This window comes from Profundicola chukchiensis, from assembly GCF_029664245.1.
GTDB lineage: Bacteria > Bacteroidota > Bacteroidia > Flavobacteriales > Weeksellaceae > Profundicola > Profundicola chukchiensis.
Genome location: NZ_JANAIE010000007.1, coordinates 11,846 through 38,645 on the forward strand (window position 1 = coordinate 11,846; position 26,800 = coordinate 38,645).

Genomic DNA, 26,800 nt, shown 5'->3' on the forward strand with positions numbered 1-26,800 from the left:
AGGAAAACTAATCTAAGTCTGTGATTTTTTTTCGGCCTAATATGAAATATTGCCAAGGAACAAATTTGTGCTTCCAAAAGCTTTTACCGGGGCTTCTTCTTGATTTTAGATAATGTCCCACTTTAGCATAAAAACTAAAATGAGCTTTTAAAATCGCCATAAAGTGTCCAAAACCTTCATATCGCCAAAACACAAATGCAGTTACGCCATCCAATACCATTCGAGAAAAAACAACCGGTAGAATTTTATAGGTTGGAAGATTTCTGACCAACATCCATAAACTGTTTCTGAAGTTAAGATAAGTTTTATTTGGACTATTGCTTAAAGTTCCTCCACCCACATGATACACAGAAGATTTTCCGGTGTAATATATTTTTCTATCGGCGTTGTTGAGTCGCCAACACAAATCGATTTCTTCCATGTGAGCAAAGAAAGCTTCGTCAAAACCACCTTGTTCCCAAAAATCTTTGGATCGAATAAACATACAAGCGCCAGTTGCCCAAAATATCTGAATTTCGTCGTCATACTGACCTTTGTCTTCTTCTAAAGTCCAAAACACACGTCCTCTACAATATGGATATCCAAAATTATCTAGAAAACCACCTGCCGCACCAGCGTATTCAAATTTGTTTTTATGATGAAAGTCTAAAATCTTAGGCTGTGCAGCAGCAATTTCTTCATTTTTAAATAAATCAAACATAGGAGCAAGCCAATTCGCCGTAACTTCTACATCTGAATTCAATAAACAATAAATATCCGCATCAATGTTTTTTAAACCTTGATTATACCCACCAGCAAAACCATAGTTTTCTGGATTTTGAACAATACGAACCTCTGGAAAATTTTGTTCAACATAGTTAATAGAATCATCGGTAGAAGCATTATCTATAATATATACATCAGCATCTTTAGAATGCTCGCAAACGGTCCCCAAAAACTGTTCTAGAAGTTTTCTTCCGTTCCAATTAAGTATTACAACAGCTATTTTCAATAGTGAATTCCTTTTTTGTATTTCCACCTTTTGTGTGTCCACATGTAATTGGCTGGGTCTTGCTGAATGTTTTTCTCTAATAAATCAAAGAATTTATGAACGACTTCATTCTCTTTAAAATCATCGCCATCGGGTGTGATTTCTATGACTTCGTATTCATATTTACCACGTTTGGGTTTGCTGATGTTTAAGTAAACAATTCCCATATTTTTTCGTCTGGCCAATTTATCAAAACCTTGAAATACGGGTGTGGTTTGATTTAAGAATTGTAAATCATATCTAATGGCTTTCTTATAAGGGCTCTGATCTGCTACCATTAAAAATAGAGAATCTCCATCATTTGGGATTCTTAGAATTCCTTCGGTTGCCTTTTGCATTGGAATGGTTTCGCCGTTGAATTTTTCTCTACTTTTCTTAATGATTTCGTTTACCAATTCATTTTTAGCAACATGATATACCGCAAAAATATTTGGTGTTGGAAGATGTACACCTAAACCTTTTAGCCATTCCCAATTAAAAACATGACCACACAAAACCATCACGTTTCGCTTTTCATCATAAATACGTTGCATCACCTCTATATTCTTCACAGAGATTCGCTGGTCTATTTCTTCTTGAGAAATAGTGATACCTTTTAAGGTTTCAACCGTAAAATCACAAAAGTTTTTATTAAACTGCTTAGAAATCTGTTGAATTTCCTTGTCTGACTTCTCAGGAAATGAGTTTTTTAAATTCTCAATAACTACTTTTTTTCTATACTTAATCACGTAGTTTTGAAGAAAATACAAAAAATCAGATAATTTATATAAGACTCCTAAAGGTAGAGCCGATAAACCGTAAAGTAGCTTCTTGTAGATTGTATTCATAGTGCTCAACAAAGGTATGATTTCTTTTATAATCAGCGATTTCAGAAGATGGAAAATTAGATTAAAAACGCATCAATTAAAATAACTATATTTGTTTTAGTTAATTAAAACCAAGAAACTATGAGTTTGAATTTATTAGACAGGGTTAAAAACGAAATTACCACCACGGTAATTGATAAAATTAGTAATTATGTTGGTGAGAGTAGAGGTAATACCTCTAATGCAGTTACGGGAGCTATTCCAACCATTTTAGGATTTATTACAGAGAAATCTAAAGTGGACAGCAGCGCCAATACTTTGATAAACTTAGCAACAAAAGGTGACTTAACCGACTTGTTTAAGGATAGTAATTTCACAGATGTTTATGAGCGTAATAGAGATTCGCTTATGGTGCAAGGAAAAACTTTGCTTACAGGTTTGTTTGGAGATAAAGAAGCTAAATTGAGTCAAGAAATTGCTAATTATGCTAGAATTGAAAAAGATGCCTCTTCTAATATATTAGCTGCTATCCTTCCGTTGATTATGAATGTGTTGGGTGGAGAGATTTCTAAACAAGGTTTAACCGCTGAAAGTTTATCAGGTTTATTTGCTGAGCAAAAAGAATCTATTTTCGCAGCTATTCCTTCTGGTTTAGAATCTTTGGTTGGAGCTTTAGGTCTAGGTAAAATGGGAAGTGTAGTTAGCGAAACTACTACGCGTGTTGCGCCTAGCATTCAAGGGAAAACTATGGAAACACAAGCAGAAGCGACTAAAAGAGTAAATGATAATATTGACCTTTCTGATGACGACGATGACAATGAAGCAAGTGGATTCACTAAGTGGTTATTCCCACTTCTTGGAATTATTGTAGCGCTTGGGTTGTTGTGGTTGTTAATGAAACAATGTAATGACGATACAACCGCAGATGCTGCAAAAACTGAAATTAATACAAGTGAAATTCAAAACTTCGCGACTTATACATTAAATGAAAATCAAGAAGTTGTAAACGCGCAAGCTTCTCCTTTATTAAATGCTGATAGCAATCCTATTGTTATAGATAATGATAATTATAAACTTATCGAAGATGGTTTTGTAGTAGACGCAAATGGTGATCTTGTTTATGATATGGATGGTGCAGCTATTAAAATCGTAGATAAAATAGCCATAGTTTCAAACGAAGTAAGTGGAGATTATGACGAGGCTAAGAATAGATTTGTATATGATATTGGAGAAACGACTGAAATTACATTAGCAGATGGAACAAAATTAAATGTAGGTAATAAGTCTACCGAATGGAAATTGTATGATTTCATCACAAATGAGTCGAATACAGTATCGGATGACAAAACACAAGGTTGGATCACTATGGACAGAGTTTATTTTGAAACTAATCTGAACACCTTAGATGCTGAATCTAGACAACAATTAGATAATATTGCTGCCATTTTAAAAGCATATCCAAATGCTCAAGCTAAATTTGGTGGGTATACAGATAATGCTGGTGCAGACGATGTGAATGTACCTTTATCAGAAGCTAGGGCTAAAGCTGTAATGGCAGATGTTGTAAATGCTGGAATTGATGCAGGAAGATTAACTGCAGATGGATATGGATCTCAACATCCAATTTGTCCTGCCAATGATACACCAGCTTGTATGGCACAAAACAGAAGAGTTGATATTAGAGTTACTGCAAAGTAATTTTGAAATAATTAAATCACAGCCCCGAATTTTCGGGGCTTTTTTTTAGGAATAAATTTAAAGTGTATTCAAAACACTTGCTTTAATTATTTAACTATATTTGTTAGACTTAACACGTTTTTCATGTCAGATTCAATACATACAACATCAAGCAATTCTAAGAAATTACCAAAGCCGGAACTTTCTATTTCTACCATTATCAATATGAGCATGGGGTTTATGGGAATTCAGATGGCGTTTGGTTTACAAAATGGAAATGCCAGTAGAATATTGGCCAACTTTGGAGCAGATGTGGGGCAATTATCTTGGTTTTGGTTGGTCGCACCTATTACAGGTTTATTAGTACAGCCATTAATCGGGCATTTTGGTGATCATACCTGGACATGGTTGGGTAGAAGAAAGCCTTATATTCTAGTGGGCGCAATTTTATGTGCTATTGGATTAATCTTTTTACCAAATGCGGCTTCGGTGACTCAATTTTTTGGAGCAAGTGTATTGTTGTTAGCCGTTGTCTTTTTAGCTTTAATGGATGCCTCAGTGAATGTAGCGATGGAACCTTTTAGAGCTTTGGTGGGGGATATGCTACCCAAAACTCAAGGTACAATCGGTTTCTCTGTTCAAACGATTTTAATTTGTATTGGTGCAGTGATTGGGTCTTTTTTGCCATGGGCAATGACCAATTGGTTTGGAGTATCTAATGTCGCTCCAGAAGGTTTTGTGGCTGATAATGTGATATGGTCATTTTATGTAGGTGCAGCTGTTTTGTTGCTAACGATTATTTACACCATTGTTACCATCAAGGAATATTCACCTAAGGAATTTGAGTTATATGCTGACGATGATAAAGAAGTTGAAAGCATTGAAAATAAAAATTTAAGCGCAATTTGGGATGACTTTAAAGCTATGCCCAATCGAATGAAAAAGCTTGGTGCAGTGCAGTTTTTCTCGTGGTTTGCTTTATTTACGATGTGGGTGTATACTACATCGGCTTTGGCTACACATCATTATGGGTTATTACCGTCAGATACTAATTCAGAGACCTTTAATATAGCAGGTGATTGGGTAGGTATATTGTTCGCAATTTATAATTTCGTGGCACTAGGATGGGCGTTTGTTATTCCCGCTTTTGTGAAAGCTACGAGTAGAAAGTTCGTTCATGCTTTCTCTTTAGTCATGGGTGCATTAGGATTATTTTCGATGTACTTCATTGCAAATCCGGACTTATTATGGATTAGTATGATTGGTATTGGTATCGCTTGGGCAAGTATTTTAGCATTGCCTTATGCTTTATTAATAGATAAATTACCATTAAAGAAAATGGGGGTTTATATGGGTATTTTCAATTTCTTTATTGTAATACCTCAAATTATAAATGGAATTGCGGGAGGCCCAATCGTGAAAAGCTTTTTTGATGATTATGCTATTCTATACTTGTGTCTAGGAGGGGTCTTCTTTTTAATTGCGGCCTATTTCACGATTCGCGTGGACGAGCCTTTGTTTGGAGAATATGAATATCTACAAGCTCAAAAAGAAGAAGCAGATAAATCAATAATGGGGTAGTTCATCAATGAATTCTACTTTGCGTTGATTGAAATCAATCTGTACAAAAAGATGTTGAATACCATTGGTTAGATAAATGAATGTAGTTTTAAGGACTTGTGCATAACGCATAGCTTGATCTAAAGTTTTTTGATCTATTTCTACTCTAGGTTCTTTGCATTCGCATAAAATAAAAGGTTGAGTATTTTTATAAACCAAAATATCTGCACGCTGATTAGATTGATTTATATTCACTGGATATTCAGCAACTAAATTGTTTAAAGGATAACCAAAAGATTTATGAATGAACTGAGCTGCATGTTGTCTAACCCATTCTTCGGGTGTGTTGACAAACCACTTTTTGCGCAAGGGGCAAAAGATTTGAACGCCATTTTCGGACTTTCTCAAACGAAATTGGTATTTTTCGGGAAAATTTAACGCTGCAATCTGAATGAAGGAATTCGAATCCATACGCAAAGATATTAAAAACCGGAAGTTCGCACCTATTTACTTTTTGTGGGGTGATGAGCCTTATTTTATTGATGCTATTACCGAGGATTTACAGAAATATGTATTGAAAGAAGAAGAAAAAGCTTTTAATGAACATATTTTCTACGGAAATGAAATTGAAATGAAAGATATTGTTTTGCAGGCAAGACAATATCCAATGATGTCTGATTATCAGTTAATCATTGTAAAGGAAGCACAAAATCTACGAAAGCAATTAGATCATTTAAGCGCTTATGCGAATGATGCACTGGCTTCTACGATCTTAGTTTTCAACTTTAAATTTGCCAAGCCAGACGGACGAAATAGTGCGATTAAAGCTATTAAGAAAAACCATATTTTGGCAGAGTCTGCTAAAATTAGAGATTATCAACTTCCTCCATATATTGCTAAGTTAGCTAAATCCAAAGGTTTTGATTTAGAAGAAAAAGCCAAAATGTTATTGGCTGAAAACATCGGTCAAGATCTTTCTCGAATTCATAATGAGATTGATAAGCTAGCAGTTTTATTAAAGAATGAAAAGAAAATTACTTCTGAGCTAGTAGAGAAATACATTGGTATCAGTAAGGATTATAATAATTTTGAGTTAACGAAATCCTTTTCAGAAGGAAACATCAAACGTTCATTTGAAATTATTGAATACTTCGGTAAGAATCCAAAAGATAATTCAATTTTTGCAACATTGGCGGTGATGTTTAGGTATTTTACTCATGTTATGATTTACCACGCCCTACCGGACAAGAATCCTGCAAAAGTAGCTGCTAAACTTAAAATCAATCCCTATTTCGTAAATGAATATCAAACTGCAGCAAAAAGATATCCCTTGAGAAAAGTAACTCAAATCATAGGATTCTTAAGAGAAGCCGACGTAAAAGCTAAAGGTGTTGGTGCTTCGGGTTCAGTTACCGAAGAGGATTTAATGCGTGAGTTGGTTTACAAAATTTATAGACTTTAATTTAAAATATAAGGGGCAATAAATAAATGCAATTGTGCTTTAATCAGTTGATAAAAAAATGGCAAAGTAAAAAGGTTTAACTTAATTACTTTGCCATTTTTTATTTTAAAATTTATCACTTAAACTTAACTTCAAAATCAAATGCTTTGGGGTCGTCTACAGCTATTGACATCGGTTTTTCGATGTAAACTGTTTTACCATTTGGGCTCAATCTTGCTGATTTATCCGAAACAGATTTAATAGGTCGTTCAAAGTGATATTCCAGTTTGAATCTAACCATATCCTTCAGACCTTCCATGCCTTTCATTTGTTCATTCTTAGAAGACTCTGTTATACTCTTAATAGGACCAGTTCGCTTAAAAGACTTTTTATTATAGCTTAACTTAGGCATTGAAAAAATAGGAATATCAATTAAATCTAGTTGAGCTGAGTCTGGTAATTTTTCATTTTGCTTCAATCGTTTGGTATTGATTCGCTCGATATCACTCGAAAGATTAGACATAAATGAATTAAATTCATTTAAGTTTTTCTTATCCAAAATCATATTCATGAAACTTTCGTCATCATCTAATTTTACATGAATTTTGAAGTTTTTCATGAGTTCTTTTTCTTCATCACCTTCGAAGCCTTTAGAAAACTCTGTTTGTGATTTGGCAATACCATCCACCGTAAAAATGGAATCTATAGGGTAATCATTTTCTTTGAGCTCATCCTTGGGGACCATTTCCATCATTTGAGTCAGGTCCATATTAGATGAATAGCTTACATTACCCTGTTTGTCGATGTAGACTTTTTCTGTAATTTCACAGGAAGTCAATAGGAAAAATCCTAAAAGAAGTATACTTAATTGTTTCATAATAGTAGTTTTGACTAATTTAAGCAAAATTCCCTATAAATTGTAGTAAATTTGCAGACTTAAAGATTTTTATATGGCATTATCGGAGCAGGAACAAATTAGAAGACAAAAATTAGCCGAGCTAAGAAAATTAAATATAAACCCATATCCAGCAGAAGGATTCGATGTGGACGCAACTACGGCATCTATAAAATCGAATTTTGAGGAAGGTAAACAAGTGAATATAGCCGGGAGATTAATGGCTAGAAGAATTCAAGGAAAAGCCTCATTTGCTGAATTGCAAGATAGTGAAGGTAGAATCCAGGTTTACTTTAACCGTGACGAAATGTGTCCGGGTGAAGACAAAACTTTATATAACGAGGTTTATAAGAAATTAATGGACATCGGTGATTTTGTCGGAATTAAAGGTGAATTATTCAAAACCAAAGTGGGCGAGATGACCGTTATGGTAAAGGATATGCAACTTTTAAGTAAATCTTTAAAACCATTGCCATTACCAAAAACAGATGCCGACGGAAATGTTCATGATGGATTTACAGATCCAGAGCAAAGATACCGTCAGCGTTATGCTGATTTGGTGGTTAATCCACATGTAAAAGAAGTTTTCAAGAAGAGAACTAAATTATATACAGCCATGAGAACTTTCTTTAACGATCGTGGCTATTTTGAGGTTGAAACTCCAATTTTACAAGCTATTCCTGGTGGAGCTGCGGCAAAACCATTCATTACGCAACACAATGCATTAGGTATTCCATTATATTTAAGAATTGCTAATGAGTTATATCTTAAAAGATTGATTGTTGGTGGATTAGATGGAGTTTATGAATTTTCTAAGAACTTTAGAAATGAAGGAATGGACAGAACGCATAATCCAGAGTTTACAGCGATGGAAATCTATGTGGCTTACAAAGACTACAATTGGATGATGGAGTTCACAGAGCAGCTTCTAGAGTATTCTGCTAAAGAAGTGAACGGAACTACCAAAGCGACTTTTGGTGAGCACGAAATCGACTTTAAAGCTCCTTATGCACGTGTAACTATGCGCGATGCTATTTTAGAGCATACAGGATTTGATATTAATGGAAAATCTGAAGAGGAATTACGTGCGGCTGCCTTAGAAATGGAAATCGAGGTTGATGAAACCATGGGGAAAGGAAAGTTGATTGACGAAATTTTTGGTGAGAAATGTGAGGCTAAATATATTCAGCCAACTTTCATTACAGATTATCCAAAATCAATGAGTCCGTTAACTAAAGAGCACAGAGATAACCCAGAACTTACAGAACGTTTTGAGTTAATCGTTTGTGGTAAAGAGGTTGCCAATGCTTATTCTGAGTTAAATGATCCAATCGATCAGCGTGAGCGTTTTGAAGAGCAAATGGCCTTGTTGGACAAAGGTGATGACGAAGCTATGTTCATTGATCAAGACTTCTTAAGAGCGCTAGAATACGGAATGCCACCTACTGCAGGATTAGGAATTGGAATGGACCGTTTGATTATGTACTTAACCAATCAGCAGTCGATTCAGGAAGTTTTATTCTTCCCTCAAATGAAGCCAGAGAAGAAAGCTCCAGAAGTTTCTGAAGATGCTAAAACAGTTTTAGATTTATTGAAGTCAGCAGAGAAAATTGAATTATCAGCTTTAAAAGATCAATCGGGTCTATCTAATAAAAAGTGGGATAAAGCTATTAAGGAGTTGACTAAAAATGAGTTAGCTAAAGTAGAAAAAACAGAAGATGGACTTTGGGTTAATTTAATTTAATCAGTCAAAGCCAAATTCAAGAATATATAAATGTATTTAAATCGCATCCATTTTAATAATTTCAAGAATTTTGAAGAGAAGACTTTTGACTTTTCTCCAAAGATCAATGCCTTCGTTGGAAACAACGGTAGAGGCAAGACTAATATCTTGGATGCGATTTATTATTTAAGTCATTTAAAATCTTATTTCAACCATTCAGATAAGCTGAACATTCGTTTTGGTGAGGAATTCTTTATGGTGGAAGGATGGTTTAATAAAGACGGCGAAGAAGACCATATTCAATGTGGGGTTCATGTAGCTCAAAAAAAAACAGCCAAAAGAAACCTAAAGGCTTACGACAGACTCTCGGATCATGTTGGGAAGTTTCCCGCCGTTATAATTTCCCCTTACGATAGAGATTTAATTAGCGAAGGAAGCGATGTTCGAAGAAAGTTTATAGACAGTATAATTTCGCAATCAGGCGCTACTTATTTGGCGAATTTAATTCGCTATAATAAAGTACTTCAACAGCGAAATGCCTTGTTGAAATACTTTGCAGCCAATCGAACTTTTGATGCTGTTCAGCTGGATATTTTTGATCAAGAAATATTGCAATTAGGTGAGAAAATCTATCATAAAAGAAAATATTTTGTCGAGGACTTCAAACCTATTTTCCAGAATTATTATGAATATATTTCTACAGGAAAAGAAATAGTTGAAATTGAGTATAAATCTGATTTAGATGAAACAACAACGGATTACTTAAAGCATAACTTAGCTAAAGATAAAGTTTTGCAATACACATCTTCTGGGATTCACAAAGATGATTTAAAGTTTAAGATATCAGATCATCCGATTAAAAAATTTGGTTCTCAAGGTCAACAAAAATCCTTTTTGATTTCATTGAAATTAGCTCAATTAGAAATCATAAAAACTCAATTGAAGGTAACTCCAATTTTGCTTTTAGATGATATTTTTGATAAATTAGATGAAAGCAGAGTAGAGCAGTTAATTAAGTTGGTAAACGAAGAGCATTTCGGTCAGATTTTCTTATCGGACACACATCCAGAAAGAACTCAAAATGTTTTGTCTAAAATCAACGAGAAACACGCTATCTTTGAGCTCTAAAATGAATTACTCAAAGAGCTTTTGCTCTATTCAAATGGTGTAATTTAAAGGCTAAATGAAAAAGAAAAACGAAGTAACCATATCAGAAGCGATTCGCTATTTCATTAAAGAACATGGAATGGAGGATAAAATTCTGCAAAGTATGGCGATAGATGCTTGGCATGATCAGATGGGTGATTTTTTGAAAAATTATACCGATCAGTTATTTGTGCGCAATCAAGTTTTGTTCGTTAAACTGAACTCACCAGCTTTAAAATCAGAATTATCCTACGGGAAATCAAAAATTCTGAATCATATTAATCAGTACATAGGGGAAGAATATATAAAAGAGGTAAAGTTTTTGTGAGTAAAACCACCGATTAACTGTATTCAACCTAAAATTTTTACTAAAAGAAATCCATGAACAACTTTATAGATCACGTTAAAATTAATGTAACATCCGGTAAAGGAGGAGCAGGCTCGGCTCATTTAAGAAGAGAAAAATATGTAGATAAAGGAGGTCCCGACGGAGGTGATGGTGGTCGTGGTGGTCATATTATTGTTAGAGCTGATCCTAATAAATGGACTTTATTTCATTTAAGATTTACACGACATTTAAAAGCCGAAAAAGGTGGAAATGGTGGTAAACAAAGGTCTACTGGTAAGGATGGAAAAGACGTAATTATCGAGGTTCCTTTAGGAACTGTAGTGAATGATGAACATGGAAATTTCTTAGGAGAAATCACTAATATAGGTGATGAGTTTGTCGTTTTAGAAGGTGGTAGAGGTGGTTTAGGTAACTGGCATTTTAAGACAGCAACCAAACAGACTCCTCGTTATGCACAACCTGGTGAACCTGCTAAACAAATGGATATCGTATTTGAGTTGAAAATTTTGGCTGATGTGGGGCTAGTAGGGTTTCCAAATGCTGGAAAATCAACTTTATTGTCTGTGATTACGGCAGCAAAACCAAAGATTGGTGATTATGAATTTACTACGCTAACACCCAATTTAGGGATTGTAGATTACAGAGGATTTGGGTCTTTTGTAATGGCTGATATTCCTGGAATTATTGAGGGAGCGAGTGATGGTAAAGGTTTAGGAATTAGGTTCTTGCGTCACATTGAGCGAAATGCAGCCTTATTATTTATAATTCCTGCCGATAGCGAAGATCACAAGAAAGAGTATGATATTTTACTTAATGAACTTGAGCAGTATAATAAAGAATTATTGGATAAAGATCGTGTTTTAGCAATTTCTAAAAGCGATATGCTAGACGAAGAGCTAAAAGCTTTAATCCAAAAACAACTTCCTACAGATCTTCCAACTGTGTTTATTTCATCAGTGGCTCAAACAGGACTTAGTGAGTTAAAAGATATTCTTTGGGAAAAGTTGAATCAAGAAGTATGAAGAAATTCATGAATATGGATATCTAAAATGGCATCCAAACGCTTGATATCCTTTTCATCTAAAAACATTAAATTAAATTTCTCCTCAGACTCATCTCTGAAGGATATTTTTAATTTATTATCGTCAATTTTATACTCTTGAATAGAGCTAAATGAAAATTCACGACTCTTTATCTTATTAATTTTTAAGGCTAAATGATCATGGTCATACTTTATGAAGTTATGGCTTAAATGTCTGCAAATTAAGCTGAAAACTAATAAAGATAGTCCAATTTCATTGGCTTTATCAATTGAGAAACCTAAACGAAATATTCTTCCGTTTAAGAAATGATATGTGATAAATAAAAATGCTACTACAGCAAGGAATGAAAATAGGTAAAGTTGGATGTTTTTAAAAGTAATCTTTGTCATTCTTAGTTTAGTTTCTCGATCATTTTAGACCAATATTTCTTGTACTTTTTATCTTTTTCTTGAGGATAGGTGAATTGTAGTGAATAGATAATATTCATAGGAGTTCCGTCGGTATATTTACCTGCCGTAGTGTCAGGTTTAATGAAGATTCTCTCCTTGTGTATAAAGCCAGTTTCTAGATCTTTACCTAAGATTTCGTAACCATTATCAATTTTGTTTTGATTTTCAATCTCTAAAAACTCTTTGTATAAATCTAATTGAGGTTGAAGTCCTTGGTTAGTTTGATCGATAAAACCATATAAAACTATCTCAGCCGAGTCTATTTCATTTCTAAAAGTACGACCATCTCCATTGGCAGGCTCGAGTTGAGCACTAAAGTTGCTTGGATAAATCATACATACATCAAATCTATCATTACAATAAGTGATGTAATTAATGATTTCATTCCCCGAAATTTCTAAGGGTTTAGATTCAATAACTTCTTGGGGGCCTTTATTTTCCGATTTACAGCCGATAATTGCAAGTAAAAGGACGAATATAGCTAAGCGCATGTTTATTTAATTATGAATTTACAAAGTTAATAAAACCACGCAAATTTAGATTGACATTTTTTTTATTTATCTTTAACTCCTTAAAACAACGAATATGGATATGATGAAAATGTTGGGGCAACTACAGGAGTCTCAACGCAAAGTAGAAGAGGCCAAGACTAGATTGGCGAATGAATATTTGACAGAAGCTACCTCTGATAAATTGTTAACGACCAAAGTTTCCAAAAATGGTAGAATCAAAGAATTAAATATTGAGGATGAGCTTTTAGAGGATAAAGAGCAGTTGGTTGATTATTTAATTTTAACTCTTAACAAAGCCTTAGATAAAGCACAAAATGAGTTTGATACTGAAATAGAAAATGTAGCTAAACAAGGAATGCCTAAGATTCCAGGAATGGGCTTTTAGTCTTTATTATATTTATTAAACACAAAGTTTAAATAAAAACCTGTAAGTATTTTTAATACAAAAATTTACGGGTTTTATTGTTTGTTTTAATCAAGTAGTTTTTCTAACTAAAATAAATCCTTGAATTTAGGCTTTTCTGGTTCTGGATCATCTTCTTCTTCCTCGGGATATTTCTCAAGATATCGCTGCCATAATTCTTCATCTTCCATAACATAATCACCACGTCGATGCCAAGAATATTTTTTATTTTGGTTACCAACGTTGCGCCAAATGAAAGCAAAGAAAACACCAACCACGGCTCCAAAGAAATGACTTTCCCATGAGATCCTCTCTTGTTCTTTGGTGTAAACAATTACTTCTTCTGGGAAGATTCCCCATAACATTCCGCCGTATAAAAATACCACGATAAGCGAAACAGCAATCAACGGAAGAGACTTACGAATGATACCACTCGCAAAAACAAAAAAGGCGAGCATATAGACAATTCCACTAGCACCAATATGACAACCAATATGGTTGTCAGAGGCAAGTATTCCTAAATCAGCAAATAGCCAAACTAAGGCCCCAGTTAATACCCAGCCAACGGTTAGGAGCAGGTAGGCTACTTTTTTGTAAAAGCTAAACACCATAAAGCCTAGCACTAGTATAGGTGCAGCATTATTAAAAAGGTGTTCCCAGCTTGAGTGGAAGAGTGGCGCTAAAAGAATTCCTTTGATACCAATTTCATAACGAGGAATAATGCCATAGCAGCCCGTAATGTTCATTAAATGAATAATAATCATTATGCTAACTAAGCCGATAGGCACGAAAATAGCCTCCTTATTGATACCTTGATTTTTCAAAAATCTATGTTTGGTTTTCAATATTCACAATTCGTTCCACAAGATTTTAACTGACAAACTTGCCGAAAGAGTTTGTTTAAGCTTTGAATAAGAAGTTAGCTAATTTAGGAATGAAATGTTTTAAACTCTCTGGTTTATGTCCAGCTTTTATGTTTTCTAATGCAATTTTATGCTGAACTTTCAGATGTCGGTAAACTTCTTTATATGCATCGATTAGGCTATAATTCTCATCAAATACATGGGTTGCTTCAGAGTTAGAGCCATTAATCTCGAGAATTTTAAAGTTTCCTTTTTCTAACTCCTCTAAACTTTGTGTCTTAATATCTACACGTCCAAAATAAAAGCCATCGATAGGTTTTAAGACCTCATTCAATTTCTGTTCGAGTATAGGTGAATTTAAATCACTTCCATCATAAAAATAGGTTCCTCTATTATGGTTTCCAATTTCTTCTAAAATGATTTTTTCTCCCTCTGGAAGTACTAATTCTTGCTTGTCATGAAACTTCATGTACAAATAAGATTTATTAAAATAAGCTCTAGAATCAGATTCAATAAACTCTCTTAAACTTGTTTTGCCATCTCCTACAAAATATAAAAATTTCTTAGCTGTAATAGAGATAATTTTTCCTTGTTCCTCATGAGGAAATCGAGCATAGAATAGGCCTAATTCTAAGGGTAATTCAATGTATTCTTGAAAAAGAATATCCTTTAAGTTGTAATTTAAGTAAGCATCTAATTGCTTTTGGTTTTCAATGATATCTACGTATTTACCTCTTTCGCCAAAGTCAGGTTTAGCAATGAAAGGAAACTCAAATTTAACTTTAAAGTTTTCTCTATCCTTTTGACCTAAAAATTGATGTTCGGGCCGATTTTTTAAAGGGATTTGTTCTTGTAGTTTAAACTTAGAATAATTGAATAAACCACCATGTTCTAACCCAGGATTTGTAGAAGTAAAGTATAACAAGCTTCTAGCTCTTAAACTCATCCACAAATAGATTGGAATCATAGGAATGTAAAACACCCAAAATGACCAATATTCATAATGTGTGATCTTTTTTATCTCGTGTTTAATCATGAATTCTGAAGATTTGGAGTAGAATAGGCAACACCTAATTCTTGTAGACTATTGAAGTCGGGATTGAGATTAGAAACACCGATTCTAATACTCGCTAAATGATGGGTTGTATGCTCTAATAAATATAAAAGTTCCCTAGAAACGGATGTTTTTAAATTATGTTTCTCACCTAAAATACAAGTTTTAAGCTGAAGTTCTTTATCCTCTAAATTGGAATCAAGTTGTTGGATAATTTCATCTAGGGCGAAAAGAGCATCATTTATACTGGTTTCTACGTTGATATTTCTACTTCTTTCGTCATAGCATAAATGTAGGCTATCATAAGCCTTAAGAAATAATTGGTAAAACTCTATGATGTGGCGGGTATGTTTGCCAATCGTACTATTAAAAACTTTTTCCATTGGGGTGCAATAGTCCTCCTCATTTAATTGATTTAACAATTCCCTCAAATCACTTAGTTGTTTAATAGCAAACTTTTGCAGCATATATTCTCTTTGCTACAAAGATATAATTTTATGACATTTGCCCTATGTGTATTCTGAGTATTATAAGAACCGACAATAAGTTCACGCTTACCCATAATAGGGACGAAGACGTGGCGCGTATAACGTCACAAACTTTAATTACCAAAGAGATCAATAATCAGCTTGCTACCTTTCCTATGGATATACAATCACAAGGAACCTGGATTTTGACTTCTTCAACTTGGTCCACCGCTATTTTAAATGGAGGATTCAAATTGCATCAAAGAAAACCGCCTTACAAACATAGTAGGGGATTGTTTCCTTATATGTTGCTAGCCCATGAAAACGCACTAGAATATGTAGAAAGTTTAGATTTAAATAAAATAGAACCTTTTACCCAGGTGATGTATAATCATAAAACCAAACAATTGCACCGTTTAGTTTGGGATGGAATTGAGAAGCATTTAAGTGAAATTCAAGATGATGTATTCGTGATTAGTTCTTCAACCTTATATGATAGAGAGGAGAAAAAATCACATGAAAGCGCCATTAAGGCTTTAAAATCACCTTCATCTGACGAATTGGCACGTTTGCACAAAGGGCTATCTTGGTCACACAATCCTGATATACCTATGCTAAAAACGACCTCCCAAGTGCAAATAATATCAAATAATGAAAATAAGAGCATGAAGTTTACGAAGTTCGTAAATGATTAGGATTATTAATAAAATGTTGAAAGATTGTCTTTATTCATGGCATAATTACTGCTTAATGTAGAGCAATACCATTATATTTGTTAGAGAGAGATACATTATGAACGATAATTTTTCACAAAGAGTAAAAGATGTCATTGCGTACAGCAAAGAAGAAGCCTTGCGCTTAGGCCACGATAATATTGGCACTGAGCATTTGGTTTTGGGCATTTTGCGCGATGGCGAAGGAAAAGCCGTAAAACTTTTGAAGTCTTTAAACGTAGATTTACAAGAGGTAAGACAGAAAATAGAAGTTTTATCGCCGCCAAAAGAGAAAATTGATACAACCAATAAAAATTTACAATTAACCAAACAAGCAGAAAGAGCTTTGAAAACTACCTTTTTGGAGGCTAAGTTATTTCATAGCCAATCTGTGAATACGGTTCACTTGCTGTTGTGTATTTTACGCAACGAGGGTGATCCGGTTACCAAACTGATCAATAAATTTGATGTGGATTATGATACCTTAAAAGATGAATTTAAATTTCATTTTCAAGAGGATACAACGCCACAAAGCCCAAGTATGGATGCATCTTATTCAGAAGATGATGATGACACGCCTAGACGTCCTGGTAGCGGAAGCACAGGAAAAGGTGGTGCAGCAGGTGCTCCTAAATCTAAGACACCAGTTTTAGATAACTTTGGTAGAGATTTAACCCAATTAGCCCACGAGGGTAAAATGGATCCTGTTGTTGGACGTGAAAAAGAAATCGAGAGAGTTTCTCAGATTTTGAGTAGACGTAAGAAAAACAATCCATTGTTAATTGGTGAGCCAGGTGTTGGTAAATCTGCGATAGCTGAAGGTTTAGCTTTAAGAATTATTCAAAGAAAGGTGTCACGTGTTTTATACAACAAGCGTGTGATAACTCTTGATTTGGCTAGTTTGGTAGCAGGAACTAAATATCGTGGTCAGTTTGAGGAAAGAATGAAAGCCATCATGAATGAGCTTGAAAAGAATGATGATATTATTCTTTTCATTGACGAGTTACATACGATTGTTGGTGCAGGTGGAGCAACAGGAAGCTTGGATGCTTCTAATATGTTCAAACCAGCCTTAGCGCGTGGAGAAATCCAATGTGTGGGTGCAACAACATTAGATGAGTACCGTCAGTACATTGAGAAAGATGGAGCTTTAGAAAGACGTTTCCAGAAAGTGATGGTTGAACCAACTTCACCAGAAGAAACGCTAGAAATCTTAAATCAAATTAAAGATAAATACGAAAATCACCATAACGTTACCTATACAGATGATGCTCTAAAAGCTTGTGTGAATCTTACGGCACGTTATATTACTGATAGATATCTTCCGGACAAGGCGATTGATGCTTTAGACGAGGCTGGTTCTCGTGTGCACATCAAGAACATTAAAGTTCCTCAAGAGATTTTAGACTTAGAAGCTAAACTAGAAGAAGTTAGAGAAGCTAAGGCTAAAGCTGTAAAAGGACAGAAATACGAAGAAGCTGCACGTTTACGCGATGATGAAAAGCAAGTTGAAAGCGATTTAAGCATTGAACAAGATAAATGGCAAGCAGATGCTAAGGAAAATAGAGAAATCGTTTCTGAGGAGAATGTTGCTGAAGTAGTTTCTATGATGAGTGGAATTCCTGTTCATAGAGTTGCTGAAGGCGAGATGAAAAAACTTGCTCACATGGCGAAGTCTATGAAGACCAAGTTAATTGGACAAGATACTGCTGTAGAGAAAGTTGTTAAGGCGATTCAAAGAAATAGAGCCGGATTGAAAGATCCAATGAGACCAATTGGTTCGTTTATCTTCTTAGGTACAACAGGTGTGGGTAAAACACAGTTGGCAAAAGTTCTTGCAAAAGAATTATTTGATACCGAAGATGCATTAATTAGAATCGATATGTCTGAATACATGGAGAAATTCGCGGTTTCTAGATTAGTTGGAGCACCTCCGGGATACGTTGGATACGAGGAAGGTGGACAATTAACAGAGCAGGTTAGAAGAAAACCATATTCAGTTGTATTGTTAGACGAGATAGAAAAAGCGCATCCAGATGTGTTTAATATCTTGCTTCAAGTATTAGATGATGGTCATATCACCGACAGTTTAGGTCGCAAGATTGATTTTAGAAATGCAATCATTGTATTGACTTCTAATATTGGTACAAGACAATTAAAAGACTTCGGAGATGGCGTTGGATTCGGTACTTCTGCTAAGTTAGGTTCTACAGATGAAAGAGCTAAATCTACAATTGAGAATGCATTGAAGAAAACATTCGCGCCAGAATTCTTGAACAGAATTGATGATGTGATTATTTTCAACGCACTTGAGAAAGAAGATATCTTAAAGATTATAGATATCGAATTGAACAAGTTATACGAAAGGTTAGAAGCTTTAGGTTATTATCTAGACTTAACTGAGGAAGCGAAGAGCTTTATTGCGGACAAAGGTTATGATAAGAACTATGGTGCAAGACCGCTTAAGCGTGCTATCCAGAAGTATATTGAAGATCCAATGGCAGAGGAAATTATTAACTCTGAAATCCACGAAGGAGATCGTTTATTGTTAGAATTAAACGAAGCTAAAGATGGAATTAGCATCTCTGTTAAGCAGAAATCATCTGCAGAAGAAGAGAACTAATAAGTTTTACATAAATAGATTAAAATCGGTTAGGAGCAGTCTTAACCGATTTTTTTATGATAGCATATCTTGCATAAAGTCTCTATAATCGAAATCGGTGAGAGAGGTAGGAGTTTCTTCTTCCTGAATTTTATCTTGCATAGTATCATAGAGAAATAATTTCCACTCACCTAGATCATATTCCAAAGCCGAAAGACTTTCTATCCAATCTCCAGAATTTAAATATAGAGTTGAACCATTTTTGGTAACAACTTCTCTTTTTTGTGGTTGATGAATATGTCCGCAGATTACATAATCATATCCATTTTCAATGGCTAAGTTAGAAGCCGTAATTTCAAAATCAGTAATGTATTTCACTGCATTTTTTACAGAAGATTTAATTTTTTTGGCTAAGGAATACTTTTCTCTTCCCATTTTAACCAAAGCCCAGTTGGTAACCGTATTAATGCGGATTAAAGTATCATAACCCCAACCACCAAGTCGTGCAAGCCATTTAGAATGCTGTATAGATGCATCAAACACATCTCCATGGAATATCCAGGCTTTCTTGCCATCAAGCTCTAAAACTACTTTATTGACCAATGAAAAATCCTTCAATTGGAAGTCTGTAAACTTTCTCAATAGCTCATCATGATTTCCTGTAATATAAATTACTTCAGTTCCTTCTGAAATGAAATTACTTAACTTTTTTAATACTTTGTGATGAGATTCAGGGAAATAACTTTTCTTGAATTGCCACATATCTATAATGTCTCCATTCAATACCAAGGTTTTGGGTTCTATACTGTCTAAATACTTTAGTAATTCACTTGCTCGGCAACCATAAGTTCCTAAATGTAAGTCAGAAACCACTACTAATTCTACTTTTCTTTTCATATGTTTCTTGTTGTGCTAATTTATCCATATTTTATTTTAAATTTGGAAGTATAGATTAAGTTATGATTAAATATAAGATAGGCGACAAGGTGAAGGTTATTGACGACAATACCCATGGCGTTATTAGAGAGATTAAAGAGAATGAAGTAATCATAGAAAGCGAGGATGGTTTTGATTTCACCTTTTATTTCCACGAAATTCTACCCGATATTGGAATGGAAGAGGAGATAGAGGAATCGCAAGCCGTAGAAGAGACTAAGAAGCCAAAAAAGAAGAAAAAGAAATCGACGAAGTTCAAAGAGTTCGAAACAAAAGGCGAGAAGGAAGATAGACTTCATCAAGAAGAGCTCGAGAAACTTATAAATGAAAATTTTGCTAAAAACAGCGATATCTATCGCGAGAAATTAGAAGCTAAGTACAAGAAAGAAATAAAGGTAAGCAAGAAACGAAAAGGAACTTTTGTACTAGACCTACACTACGGACAATTAGAAAATTATAGCTCGCAATTGCCTACGAATCATATTCTTAAACGTCAGCTAAATGCTGCCATCAATGGTATTGAAAAAGCTAAGAATGAGAATTATAAGAAAGTGATTTTAATCCATGGAAAGGGTAAAGGTGTACTTGAAGCTGAAGTTAAGAAATACTTAGACAGCGAAAATTATACACATTATGATGCCGATTTTAGGCAATATAAGCTAGGTGCAACTGAGATAGAATTATAAAAAGAAAGCCATTCAATTTGAATGGCTTTTTGTTTACCGTAAGTTATGTATTAAAATCTCTTACCAATATTGATTCCCATATGGGGGTAGGCTTCGATGTTAGAGTTCGAACCAAAGTTTTTACCTCCTCCTAAATAGATAGAACCTATCCAGTTTGAAGAACTAATTTGCTTATAACCAATGCCTAATCCTAAGGTCTTGCTTTAAATTAGGCTGACAGTCTACTTTTCAATATTTAATAAAAAAAACCTTGAAGAATTAAGTCCTTCAAGGTTTTGTAATATTTAAAAAAGTATAAAACTTTAGTTAATCATCTTATGCGTGTAATGCACGTTTATCCGTTGCATCAAGCGCAGCTTCTTTCACAGCTTCCATATAAGTTGGGTGAGCATGTGAAATTCTAGCGATGTCTTCAGCAGAAGCGCGGAATTCCATTGCCGTAACAGCCTCAGCAATCATATCAGCAGCTCTAGCAGAAACCATATGAACTCCTAATACTTCGTCGGTTTTAGCATCAGATAATACTTTAACCATACCGTCGATGTCTCCACTCGCACGAGCTCTACCTAATGCTCTAACAGAGAATTGACCTGATTTGTACTCAACACCTTCTTCTTTTAATTGCTCTTCAGTCTTACCAACTCCAGCAGCTTCTGGCCAAGTATAAACAACACCTGGAATCAAGTTGTAGTTGATATGTGGTTTTTGACCTACTAATTGCTCCGCAACTAAAACACCTTCCTCTTCAGCTTTGTGAGCCAACATAGCCCCACGAATTACGTCTCCAATAGCATAGATGTTGTCAACGTTAGTTTTTAAGTGATCATCAACTTTAATACGACCTCTCTCGTCAACTTCAACACCAGCATTCTCTAAACCTAATCCTTCTGTATAAGGTTTTCTACCGATAGCTACTAAACAGTAATCTCCTGTAATAGTTTCTAATTCACCTTTTTTATTCTCGAAAGTAACTTCAACTTCGTCACCTTTTCTTTCAACCTTAGTTACTTTAGAAGATAAGTTGAATTTCATTTTTTGTTTCTTCATCACTTTTAATAGCTCTTTAGAAACTGCTCCGTCCATTCCAGGAACGATTTTATCCATAAACTCAACTACAGTTACATCAGCACCAAGTCTTTTGTAAACTGAACCTAACTCTAATCCAATAACACCACCACCAATTACGATCATGTGTTTTGGAACTTCTTTTAAGTTTAAAGCTTCCGTAGAAGTAATAACTCTTTCTTTGTCTAACTCAATAAATGGTAAGTTAGCAGGTTTAGAACCTGTTGCGATAATGATATTTTTAGATTCAATCTCTACATCACCCTCAGCAGTTGCGATAGAAATGTGAGTTTTATCTTTTAAAGTACCTAATCCGTGAAAAACAGTAATTTTGTTTTTATCCATTAAGAAATCGATACCCTTAGTAGTTGTTTCAACCACACTGTTTTTACGCTCGATCATTTTAGATAAATCAACCTTAAGGTTATCTAAAGTGATTCCGTGATCTTCAAAATTTTTCTGTGCATTATGAAAATGTTCAGAGGAGTCTAATAATGCCTTTGATGGGATACATCCTACATTTAAACAAGTACCACCAAGGGTGTCATATTTTTCAATTAAGGCAGTTTTCAAGCCTAATTGCGCACATCTAATCGCGCTAACGTAGCCTCCAGGACCAGATCCAATTATAGTAACATCAAAATTTTGCATATTTCTTTATTTTGCGTCCAAATTTAAGGAATTCGAACTTAATTGCCTAAAAGAGATGAGAGAAAGATTTTAGAAAAAAATGGAAAGAAGAGTAATGAACTAAAAGTAAAGAAATGAAGAATTCTAAATTCTAAATTTTGAATCGGGTTAAAGTGAAAGGAGAAAGTATATAATATTTCAAGTTCTAAATGTGCAATTATTCTAGTCGCTAAAGATCTGAAAATCGCGGACCGTTAACTGTGCGTAATTAACCTAGAGCTTTCAACGCTTTACCAAATGGTCTCATACAATTATGCGTATAATTAGAAAAAAAGCTCTTGTACTTTTATAAAAAACCTCTTGAGCTTTTCGGAAAAAGCTTTTGAACTTTTTTGAAAAAGCTTTTGAGCTTTTATTTAGAAGATGCGCATGTTTAAACAAAAAGCTTTTGAGCTTTTTTCTTAAAGATCTAGATCTTTAAAATGATTTATTAGGATAATGAAATATTACATCTAGATAATAACTCGTAAAGTAAAGGAAATGATGAATTTTAAATTTAGAAATCTGAATTATTGAGAACCGCAAACCGTAAACGTAGAACGGAAAACTAAGAACTAAGAACTGAGAACTGAGAACTGAGAACTCTGAACCCTATACTCTACACCCTAAACCAACTACCCGCAGGCATTCCAAATAGGATCATCTGGAGTTGGAGCAGTTACATCTACAATTTCTTTGGTAGTTGGATGTTCAAAAACAACTTTTCTAGCATGTAAATGAATTCCGCCATCTGGATTAGAACGTTTAGCGCCATATTTTAAATCTCCTTTAATCACAGCTCCAATCTTCGCCATTTGTGTGCGAATTTGATGGGACCTACCAGTTTCTAAATTAATTTCAAACAACCAATAATTATCTAATTGTTGAATTAATTTATAATGTAAAATTGCTTTTTTAGCTCCATCCGTTGGTTTGGTATAAACCGTTACCAGATTTTTCTTCGCATTCTTTTTTAAATAATGCTCTAGCGTATCTATCGTAGGAACATTTTTAGGCAGTGGGGTAGTCACTGCCCAATAAGTTTTGTCTACTTCTCTTTTTTTGAACTTTTCGTTCATGCGTGTCAAGGCCTTACTCGTTTTTGCAAAAATTACGATACCACTTGTTGGGCGGTCTAAACGATGCGTTAAACCTAGATAGACATTACCCGGCTTATTATCTCTAACTTTAATGAAAGCTTTGATATCATCCATCAGGGTTTTATCCCCAGTTTTATCACCTTGAACCAATTCCCCACATTTCTTATTTACAATCATTAAATGATTGTCCTCATATAAAATATCAGGTGATGTCATAGTAGTATTGATTTTTTTAACTTTTAAGGATATCGAAACTCGATTTTAGTATTGCTCCTTTTTATTCGGGAAATCTAATGTTTTTACATCCTCCACATATTTAGCTACAGCTCCCGTGATTTGGCTATGAAGTGATAGATATTGTCTTAAGAACCTTGGGTGGAATTCATGTGTCATACCTAACATATCATGTACCACTAAGATTTGTCCATCTACTTCAGAACCTGCACCAATTCCGATAGTTGGAATGCTCACAGCAGCAGTAACTTTAGCAGCTAACTTAGCAGGGATTTTTTCTAAAACAATCGCAAAACATCCTAACTTTTCTAAAAGTTTGGCGTCTTCTATTAGTTTTTGAGCTTCTTCCTCTTCTTTAGCTCTTACTTTATAGGTTCCGAATTGATAAATACTTTGAGGTGTTAAACCTAAATGTCCCATCACTGGAATTCCTGCATTTACAATTTTAGAAATTGATTTTTTAACTTCAGAACCACCTTCTAATTTAATGGCATGAGCACCACTTTCTTTCATGATTCTAACGGCAGAATCCAAAGCTTTTTGAGGATCTGATTGATAAGAACCAAAAGGTAAATCAACTACCACCAAAGCTCTCTCTACACCACGAACTACAGATTGTGCATGGTAAATCATTTGATCTAATGTGATTGGAAGTGTGGTTTCATGTCCTGCCATAACATTAGAAGCTGAATCACCTACCAATATGGCATCGATACCGCCTTTGTCCACCATTTGAGCAATCGTAAAGTCATAAGCCGTAAGCATTGCAATCTTTCGATTTTCAAATTTCATCAATCTTAAGGTCTCTGTAGTGATTCGTTTTATATCTTTGTTTATGGACATGTTTTGTGTTTTAAAGACGTAAAGATAATAAATATAGATATAAGGATAGGAAATGCAGAAACAAATTAATAGCTATAAACCATTAGTGTTCGCTGGTGTTTTTGTCTTATCCGCTTGGATTTTGGTAAATGCTCTAAGTAATTGGACCTACTTTACCCATGAATTTTACCCCGCTTTCTATAAAATGTTCTATCCATTATATTCTTTTTTATTCGGATGGATTCCTTTCTCAATAGGTGATATATTCTATGCTTTGCTCTTTATTATTCTCATTGCTTCTTTAGTCATTATGATAAGATGCTTTCTGTTAGGTCAGAAATGGAGGGGCATTCGCGTTTTGGCTAGGTTAATTAAGTTTATCTCTTTTCTCTATTTTTTCTTTCATCTAGTTTGGGGATTTAATTATTACAAACCCAACTTAAGTGAAAAATTAAAAGGTCAGAAATATACTATCGAAGAACTAAAAAGCATTGCCGAGTATAGTTTAGAAAATAGTATAGCCCTAAGAGGGAATTTAGAAGAGAATAGGGAAGGAGTACTTAAATTTAATAGAAAAGAATTTTATAATCAATTACCTTCTGACTTAGCCTTAAAGCAAACTAACTTGGACTATGCTAGGATACCCGCTAGGAGTTTAAAGAAATATTCACTCTATAGTTTTATGATGAGATATTTTGGAGTGAGTGGTTATTACAATCCATTTTCGGGAGAAGCTCAGGTAACAAGACTTACGCCAACTACTAACTTGCCAGTAACTATGGCTCATGAGCAGGCGCATCAAATGGGTTATGCTACAGAATATGAGGCTAATTTTATTGGTTATTTAACATGTATTCAAAGTTCGGATGATAAACTGAAATACACAGCTAATTTCAAGGCATTAAAATATACTCTAATTGAAATTTACCCTAAAGATTCATTGTTTGTACGTGAAAAACTGGATGCATTTAGCGATGCAATGAAAAGGGATTATAAAGCTGAAAGAGATTTTTATGATAAATATTCGGGTAGAGCAGATAGAATGTTTTCAGCGATGAATAATGCTTACTTAAAAGCAAATAATCAAGAAGAAGGAATAGAGAGCTACAATCGTTTTGTAGAACTTTTGGTTGGGTACTTTAGAACTGAACAAGCTTTTGTTTTGGATAAAGATTAAAATTAATCTTCTACATCATCAAAGTATGACTTTAGAGAAAGAATCTCAGCTTTGATTTTCTCTAATCTAAAAACCAATTCTATCTCATCTTCTAAATTCTGATCTTCTTCTAACGCAATACGAGCACCCTCTAAAGTATAGCCACGTTCTTTCACAAGATGATAGATGATTTTTAAGTTTTTAATGTCGGTAGGCGTAAACAGACGATTCCCTTTCTTGTTTTTCTTGGGTTGAATAATGTCAAACTCTTTTTCCCAAAAACGGATTAGCGAAGCATTCACGTCAAAAGCACGTGCTACCTCGCCAATCGAATAATATAACTTATCTGGTAAATTAATCTGCATCAATCCAAAGATACAGTCATTTTTTGAGATTTTTCAAATAATACTTTAAATTCATCTGGATTTACATCATCATAGAAAAAACTAATCGGATCAATCTTCTCTCCATCCTTGTGAACTTCGTAATGTAAGTGTGGTCCAGAAGATAACCCTGTGCTTCCTACATATCCGATTACATCACCACGTTGAACCTTTTGTCCTTTGCGTGTTTTGATTCGGCTCATGTGACCATAAAGCGTTTCGTACCCATATCCGTGGTCTAAAACAACTACGTTTCCATATCCACCCATGTTACCTGCTACTTTAACTCTAGCGTTTCCGGTAGCATAAATAGGAGTACCTGTTGGCGCAGCGAAGTCTGTTCCCCAGTGCATTTTTCCAATCTTAAGAATTGGGTGTAAACGCATTCCATATCCTGAAGCCATTCTGTTCAATTGTTTGTTAGAAACAGGTTGAATTGCTGGAATGTGTTTAAACATTTCTTCTTTATCCTTAGCCGCAACCAATACATCATCTAATGATTTTGATTGAACAACTAAACGTTTATTGATGATATCTAAATTCTTAGAAGTCTCTGTTACTAAATCTGAATAAGTCAAATCCGAGAAATTAGCATAGCGATCTGTACCACCAAAACCAGCTTTTCTAACTTCGTTAGGAACTGGTGCTAATTCAAAAAAGGAACGATAAATATTATCATCTCTTTCCTCTAAATCTGATAAAACGCTCTGAGTTTGCTCGAATTTTTTATTAAGTAATCTATACTGTAACTCCATTTTCTCTAACTCGTTGGCCAACTTTGCTTGACCATAAGTTTTGGGTTTTACTAAATAATGATAGCCTAAAGCTGTACCAATAGCTGAGAAAAATAAAGTTAAGAAAACCACTGATAGAATCAGTTTTGCAGTGTTTCTTTTAGATTTTTTGACCGGAATTAAATCCCCCGTATCTTTGTCGAAATAGAATTTCTTTTTCTTCATATTGAATGCTGAAATTGTAGCAACATCCGTATATTTGCGTCCGTTGCGATGCAAAAT

Annotated in this window: 27 protein-coding genes; 12 read left to right on the forward strand and 15 right to left on the reverse strand. The window is 34.4% G+C overall.

The features are described 5' to 3' along the window. Nucleotides 1-7 precede the first annotated feature (7 nt). Nucleotides 8-991, reverse strand: a complete 984-nt coding sequence (locus NLM59_RS09470; protein ID WP_304417539.1) for a glycosyltransferase family 2 protein — start codon at nucleotides 989-991, stop codon at nucleotides 8-10. Further along, the gene (locus NLM59_RS09475) at nucleotides 988-1,857 is read right to left on the reverse strand and encodes a lysophospholipid acyltransferase family protein (protein ID WP_304417540.1); all 870 of its coding nucleotides are present in this window, start codon (nucleotides 1,855-1,857) and stop codon (nucleotides 988-990) included. Before NLM59_RS09475 ends, NLM59_RS09470 begins: the two co-directional genes overlap by 4 nt. Nucleotides 1,858-1,977: 120 nt before the next feature. On the opposite strand from NLM59_RS09475, the gene NLM59_RS09480 reads away from it, so the two are divergent. Then, nucleotides 1,978-3,534, forward strand: a complete 1,557-nt coding sequence (locus NLM59_RS09480) for an OmpA family protein (RefSeq protein WP_304417541.1) — start codon at nucleotides 1,978-1,980, stop codon at nucleotides 3,532-3,534. A 123-nt stretch (nucleotides 3,535-3,657) separates the two neighbouring features. Then, a complete protein-coding gene (locus NLM59_RS09485) occupies nucleotides 3,658-5,094 on the forward strand; it encodes an MFS transporter (protein WP_304417542.1) in 1,437 nt (478 codons plus the stop codon). Here NLM59_RS09485 and NLM59_RS09490 read toward each other — a convergent pair. Further along, on the reverse strand, nucleotides 5,080-5,481 hold the full coding sequence (locus NLM59_RS09490; protein ID WP_304417543.1) for a type I restriction enzyme HsdR N-terminal domain-containing protein: 402 nt from the start codon (nucleotides 5,479-5,481) through the stop codon (nucleotides 5,080-5,082). The genes NLM59_RS09485 and NLM59_RS09490 overlap by 15 nt on opposite strands. 43 nt (nucleotides 5,482-5,524) lie before the next feature. Here NLM59_RS09490 and holA point away from each other — a divergent pair, with 43 nt between their 5' ends. After that, nucleotides 5,525-6,535: a DNA polymerase III subunit delta gene (gene holA, locus NLM59_RS09495; RefSeq protein WP_304417544.1), complete on the forward strand. Its 1,011-nt coding sequence runs from the start codon at nucleotides 5,525-5,527 to the stop codon at nucleotides 6,533-6,535. A gap of 115 nt (nucleotides 6,536-6,650) precedes the next feature. Here holA and NLM59_RS09500 read toward each other — a convergent pair whose 3' ends face one another. After that, nucleotides 6,651-7,391, reverse strand: coding sequence for a hypothetical protein (locus NLM59_RS09500; protein WP_304417545.1), 741 nt, complete (start codon nucleotides 7,389-7,391; stop codon nucleotides 6,651-6,653). Between the two features lie 73 nt (nucleotides 7,392-7,464). On the opposite strand from NLM59_RS09500, the gene lysS reads away from it, so the two are divergent. From lysS to obgE, 4 genes are read left to right on the forward strand one after another with little or no spacing between them, the layout of a single operon-like run. Further along, a complete protein-coding gene (gene lysS, locus NLM59_RS09505; RefSeq protein WP_304417546.1) occupies nucleotides 7,465-9,153 on the forward strand; it encodes a lysine--tRNA ligase in 1,689 nt (562 codons plus the stop codon). A 30-nt stretch (nucleotides 9,154-9,183) separates the two neighbouring features. Next, nucleotides 9,184-10,260: a DNA replication/repair protein RecF gene (gene recF / locus NLM59_RS09510; RefSeq protein WP_304417547.1), complete on the forward strand. Its 1,077-nt coding sequence runs from the start codon at nucleotides 9,184-9,186 to the stop codon at nucleotides 10,258-10,260. 55 nt (nucleotides 10,261-10,315) lie between these two features. After that, nucleotides 10,316-10,606 (forward strand): DUF721 domain-containing protein, encoded by a 291-nt coding sequence (locus NLM59_RS09515; protein ID WP_304417548.1) that lies wholly within the window; start codon nucleotides 10,316-10,318, stop codon nucleotides 10,604-10,606. 53 nt (nucleotides 10,607-10,659) lie between these two features. Continuing rightward, on the forward strand, nucleotides 10,660-11,649 hold the full coding sequence (obgE, locus tag NLM59_RS09520) for a GTPase ObgE (RefSeq protein ID WP_304417549.1): 990 nt from the start codon (nucleotides 10,660-10,662) through the stop codon (nucleotides 11,647-11,649). Here the strand turns inward: obgE and NLM59_RS09525 are convergent. Both NLM59_RS09525 and NLM59_RS09530 read right to left on the reverse strand, forming a co-directional pair. Next, entirely contained in the window at nucleotides 11,637-12,059 is a 423-nt protein-coding gene (locus NLM59_RS09525; protein ID WP_304417550.1) for a hypothetical protein, read from the reverse strand. The two genes, obgE and NLM59_RS09525, sit on opposite strands and share 13 nt — an antisense overlap. A 2-nt stretch (nucleotides 12,060-12,061) precedes the next feature. After that, nucleotides 12,062-12,610: a hypothetical protein gene (locus tag NLM59_RS09530; protein WP_304417551.1), complete on the reverse strand. Its 549-nt coding sequence runs from the start codon at nucleotides 12,608-12,610 to the stop codon at nucleotides 12,062-12,064. Nucleotides 12,611-12,704: 94 nt separating this feature from the next. Between NLM59_RS09530 and NLM59_RS09535 the strand changes: the two genes are divergently transcribed. Further along, nucleotides 12,705-13,016, forward strand: coding sequence for a YbaB/EbfC family nucleoid-associated protein (locus tag NLM59_RS09535; RefSeq protein ID WP_369426792.1), 312 nt, complete (start codon nucleotides 12,705-12,707; stop codon nucleotides 13,014-13,016). Between the two features lie 107 nt (nucleotides 13,017-13,123). Here NLM59_RS09535 and NLM59_RS09540 read toward each other — a convergent pair whose 3' ends face one another. From NLM59_RS09540 to NLM59_RS09550, 3 genes are all read right to left on the reverse strand, one after another. Continuing rightward, nucleotides 13,124-13,780 carry a rhomboid family intramembrane serine protease gene (locus tag NLM59_RS09540; protein ID WP_304417552.1) on the reverse strand — a complete coding sequence of 219 codons (657 nt, stop codon included), beginning with the start codon at nucleotides 13,778-13,780 and terminating at the stop codon, nucleotides 13,124-13,126. A 154-nt stretch (nucleotides 13,781-13,934) separates the two neighbouring features. Then, nucleotides 13,935-14,933: a hypothetical protein gene (locus NLM59_RS09545; protein WP_304417553.1), complete on the reverse strand. Its 999-nt coding sequence runs from the start codon at nucleotides 14,931-14,933 to the stop codon at nucleotides 13,935-13,937. Beyond that, nucleotides 14,930-15,382, reverse strand: coding sequence for a DinB family protein (locus tag NLM59_RS09550; protein ID WP_304417554.1), 453 nt, complete (start codon nucleotides 15,380-15,382; stop codon nucleotides 14,930-14,932). Before NLM59_RS09550 ends, NLM59_RS09545 begins: the two co-directional genes overlap by 4 nt. 80 nt (nucleotides 15,383-15,462) lie before the next feature. On the opposite strand from NLM59_RS09550, the gene NLM59_RS09555 reads away from it, so the two are divergent. Further along, nucleotides 15,463-16,113: an NRDE family protein gene (locus NLM59_RS09555; RefSeq protein ID WP_304417555.1), complete on the forward strand. Its 651-nt coding sequence runs from the start codon at nucleotides 15,463-15,465 to the stop codon at nucleotides 16,111-16,113. A 97-nt stretch (nucleotides 16,114-16,210) separates the two neighbouring features. Beyond that, nucleotides 16,211-18,754, forward strand: coding sequence for an ATP-dependent Clp protease ATP-binding subunit (locus NLM59_RS09560; RefSeq protein ID WP_304417556.1), 2,544 nt, complete (start codon nucleotides 16,211-16,213; stop codon nucleotides 18,752-18,754). Nucleotides 18,755-18,808: 54 nt separating this feature from the next. Here NLM59_RS09560 and NLM59_RS09565 read toward each other — a convergent pair whose 3' ends face one another. Beyond that, the gene (locus tag NLM59_RS09565) at nucleotides 18,809-19,630 is read right to left on the reverse strand and encodes a UDP-2,3-diacylglucosamine diphosphatase (RefSeq protein WP_304417557.1); all 822 of its coding nucleotides are present in this window, start codon (nucleotides 19,628-19,630) and stop codon (nucleotides 18,809-18,811) included. Nucleotides 19,631-19,692: 62 nt separating this feature from the next. On the opposite strand from NLM59_RS09565, the gene NLM59_RS09570 reads away from it, so the two are divergent. After that, nucleotides 19,693-20,355 (forward strand): Smr/MutS family protein, encoded by a 663-nt coding sequence (locus NLM59_RS09570; protein ID WP_304417558.1) that lies wholly within the window; start codon nucleotides 19,693-19,695, stop codon nucleotides 20,353-20,355. 315 nt (nucleotides 20,356-20,670) lie between these two features. Here NLM59_RS09570 and lpdA read toward each other — a convergent pair whose 3' ends face one another. The 3 genes from lpdA to panB all read right to left on the reverse strand — a co-directional run bounded on the left by lpdA (nucleotide 20,671) and on the right by panB (nucleotide 24,266). Continuing rightward, complete coding sequence (gene lpdA / locus NLM59_RS09575) at nucleotides 20,671-22,071, reverse strand: dihydrolipoyl dehydrogenase (RefSeq protein WP_304417559.1); 1,401 nt, start codon at nucleotides 22,069-22,071, stop codon at nucleotides 20,671-20,673. A gap of 653 nt (nucleotides 22,072-22,724) precedes the next feature. After that, nucleotides 22,725-23,405 carry an RluA family pseudouridine synthase gene (locus NLM59_RS09580; protein ID WP_304417560.1) on the reverse strand — a complete coding sequence of 227 codons (681 nt, stop codon included), beginning with the start codon at nucleotides 23,403-23,405 and terminating at the stop codon, nucleotides 22,725-22,727. Nucleotides 23,406-23,450: 45 nt separating this feature from the next. Beyond that, entirely contained in the window at nucleotides 23,451-24,266 is an 816-nt protein-coding gene (gene panB / locus NLM59_RS09585) for a 3-methyl-2-oxobutanoate hydroxymethyltransferase (RefSeq protein ID WP_304417561.1), read from the reverse strand. A 52-nt stretch (nucleotides 24,267-24,318) separates the two neighbouring features. On the opposite strand from panB, the gene NLM59_RS09590 reads away from it, so the two are divergent. Then, a complete protein-coding gene (locus tag NLM59_RS09590) occupies nucleotides 24,319-25,422 on the forward strand; it encodes a DUF3810 domain-containing protein (protein WP_304417562.1) in 1,104 nt (367 codons plus the stop codon). A 2-nt stretch (nucleotides 25,423-25,424) separates the two neighbouring features. Here NLM59_RS09590 and NLM59_RS09595 read toward each other — a convergent pair whose 3' ends face one another. Continuing rightward, the gene (locus NLM59_RS09595) at nucleotides 25,425-25,766 is read right to left on the reverse strand and encodes a MerR family transcriptional regulator (protein ID WP_304417563.1); all 342 of its coding nucleotides are present in this window, start codon (nucleotides 25,764-25,766) and stop codon (nucleotides 25,425-25,427) included. Beyond that, on the reverse strand, nucleotides 25,766-26,797 hold the full coding sequence (locus NLM59_RS09600) for a M23 family metallopeptidase (RefSeq protein WP_304417564.1): 1,032 nt from the start codon (nucleotides 26,795-26,797) through the stop codon (nucleotides 25,766-25,768). The genes NLM59_RS09595 and NLM59_RS09600 overlap by 1 nt, the downstream gene beginning before the upstream one ends. Nucleotides 26,798-26,800: the final 3 nt, after the last annotated feature.

Coding starts and splice junctions, on each gene's coding strand:
- NLM59_RS09530 (WP_304417551.1), bottom strand. CDS start 12,610: ATGCGCTTAGCTATATTCGTCCTTTTACTTGCAATTATCGGCTGTAAA.
- NLM59_RS09540 (WP_304417552.1), bottom strand. CDS start 13,780: ATGAACATTACGGGCTGCTATGGCATTATTCCTCGTTATGAAATTGGT.
- NLM59_RS09525 (WP_304417550.1), bottom strand. CDS start 12,059: ATGACAAAGATTACTTTTAAAAACATCCAACTTTACCTATTTTCATTC.
- panB (WP_304417561.1), bottom strand. CDS start 24,266: ATGTCCATAAACAAAGATATAAAACGAATCACTACAGAGACCTTAAGA.
- obgE (WP_304417549.1), top strand. CDS start 10,660: ATGAACAACTTTATAGATCACGTTAAAATTAATGTAACATCCGGTAAA.
- NLM59_RS09545 (WP_304417553.1), bottom strand. CDS start 14,933: ATGATTAAACACGAGATAAAAAAGATCACACATTATGAATATTGGTCA.
- NLM59_RS09535 (WP_369426792.1), top strand. CDS start 12,705: ATGGATATGATGAAAATGTTGGGGCAACTACAGGAGTCTCAACGCAAA.
- NLM59_RS09580 (WP_304417560.1), bottom strand. CDS start 23,405: ATGACATCACCTGATATTTTATATGAGGACAATCATTTAATGATTGTA.
- NLM59_RS09560 (WP_304417556.1), top strand. CDS start 16,211: ATGAACGATAATTTTTCACAAAGAGTAAAAGATGTCATTGCGTACAGC.
- NLM59_RS09515 (WP_304417548.1), top strand. CDS start 10,316: ATGAAAAAGAAAAACGAAGTAACCATATCAGAAGCGATTCGCTATTTC.
- recF (WP_304417547.1), top strand. CDS start 9,184: ATGTATTTAAATCGCATCCATTTTAATAATTTCAAGAATTTTGAAGAG.
- NLM59_RS09485 (WP_304417542.1), top strand. CDS start 3,658: ATGTCAGATTCAATACATACAACATCAAGCAATTCTAAGAAATTACCA.
- NLM59_RS09590 (WP_304417562.1), top strand. CDS start 24,319: ATGCAGAAACAAATTAATAGCTATAAACCATTAGTGTTCGCTGGTGTT.
- NLM59_RS09475 (WP_304417540.1), bottom strand. CDS start 1,857: ATGAATACAATCTACAAGAAGCTACTTTACGGTTTATCGGCTCTACCT.
- NLM59_RS09555 (WP_304417555.1), top strand. CDS start 15,463: ATGTGTATTCTGAGTATTATAAGAACCGACAATAAGTTCACGCTTACC.
- lysS (WP_304417546.1), top strand. CDS start 7,465: ATGGCATTATCGGAGCAGGAACAAATTAGAAGACAAAAATTAGCCGAG.
- NLM59_RS09565 (WP_304417557.1), bottom strand. CDS start 19,630: ATGAAAAGAAAAGTAGAATTAGTAGTGGTTTCTGACTTACATTTAGGA.
- NLM59_RS09595 (WP_304417563.1), bottom strand. CDS start 25,766: ATGCAGATTAATTTACCAGATAAGTTATATTATTCGATTGGCGAGGTA.
- lpdA (WP_304417559.1), bottom strand. CDS start 22,071: ATGCAAAATTTTGATGTTACTATAATTGGATCTGGTCCTGGAGGCTAC.
- holA (WP_304417544.1), top strand. CDS start 5,525: ATGAAGGAATTCGAATCCATACGCAAAGATATTAAAAACCGGAAGTTC.
- NLM59_RS09480 (WP_304417541.1), top strand. CDS start 1,978: ATGAGTTTGAATTTATTAGACAGGGTTAAAAACGAAATTACCACCACG.
- NLM59_RS09500 (WP_304417545.1), bottom strand. CDS start 7,391: ATGAAACAATTAAGTATACTTCTTTTAGGATTTTTCCTATTGACTTCC.
- NLM59_RS09570 (WP_304417558.1), top strand. CDS start 19,693: ATGATTAAATATAAGATAGGCGACAAGGTGAAGGTTATTGACGACAAT.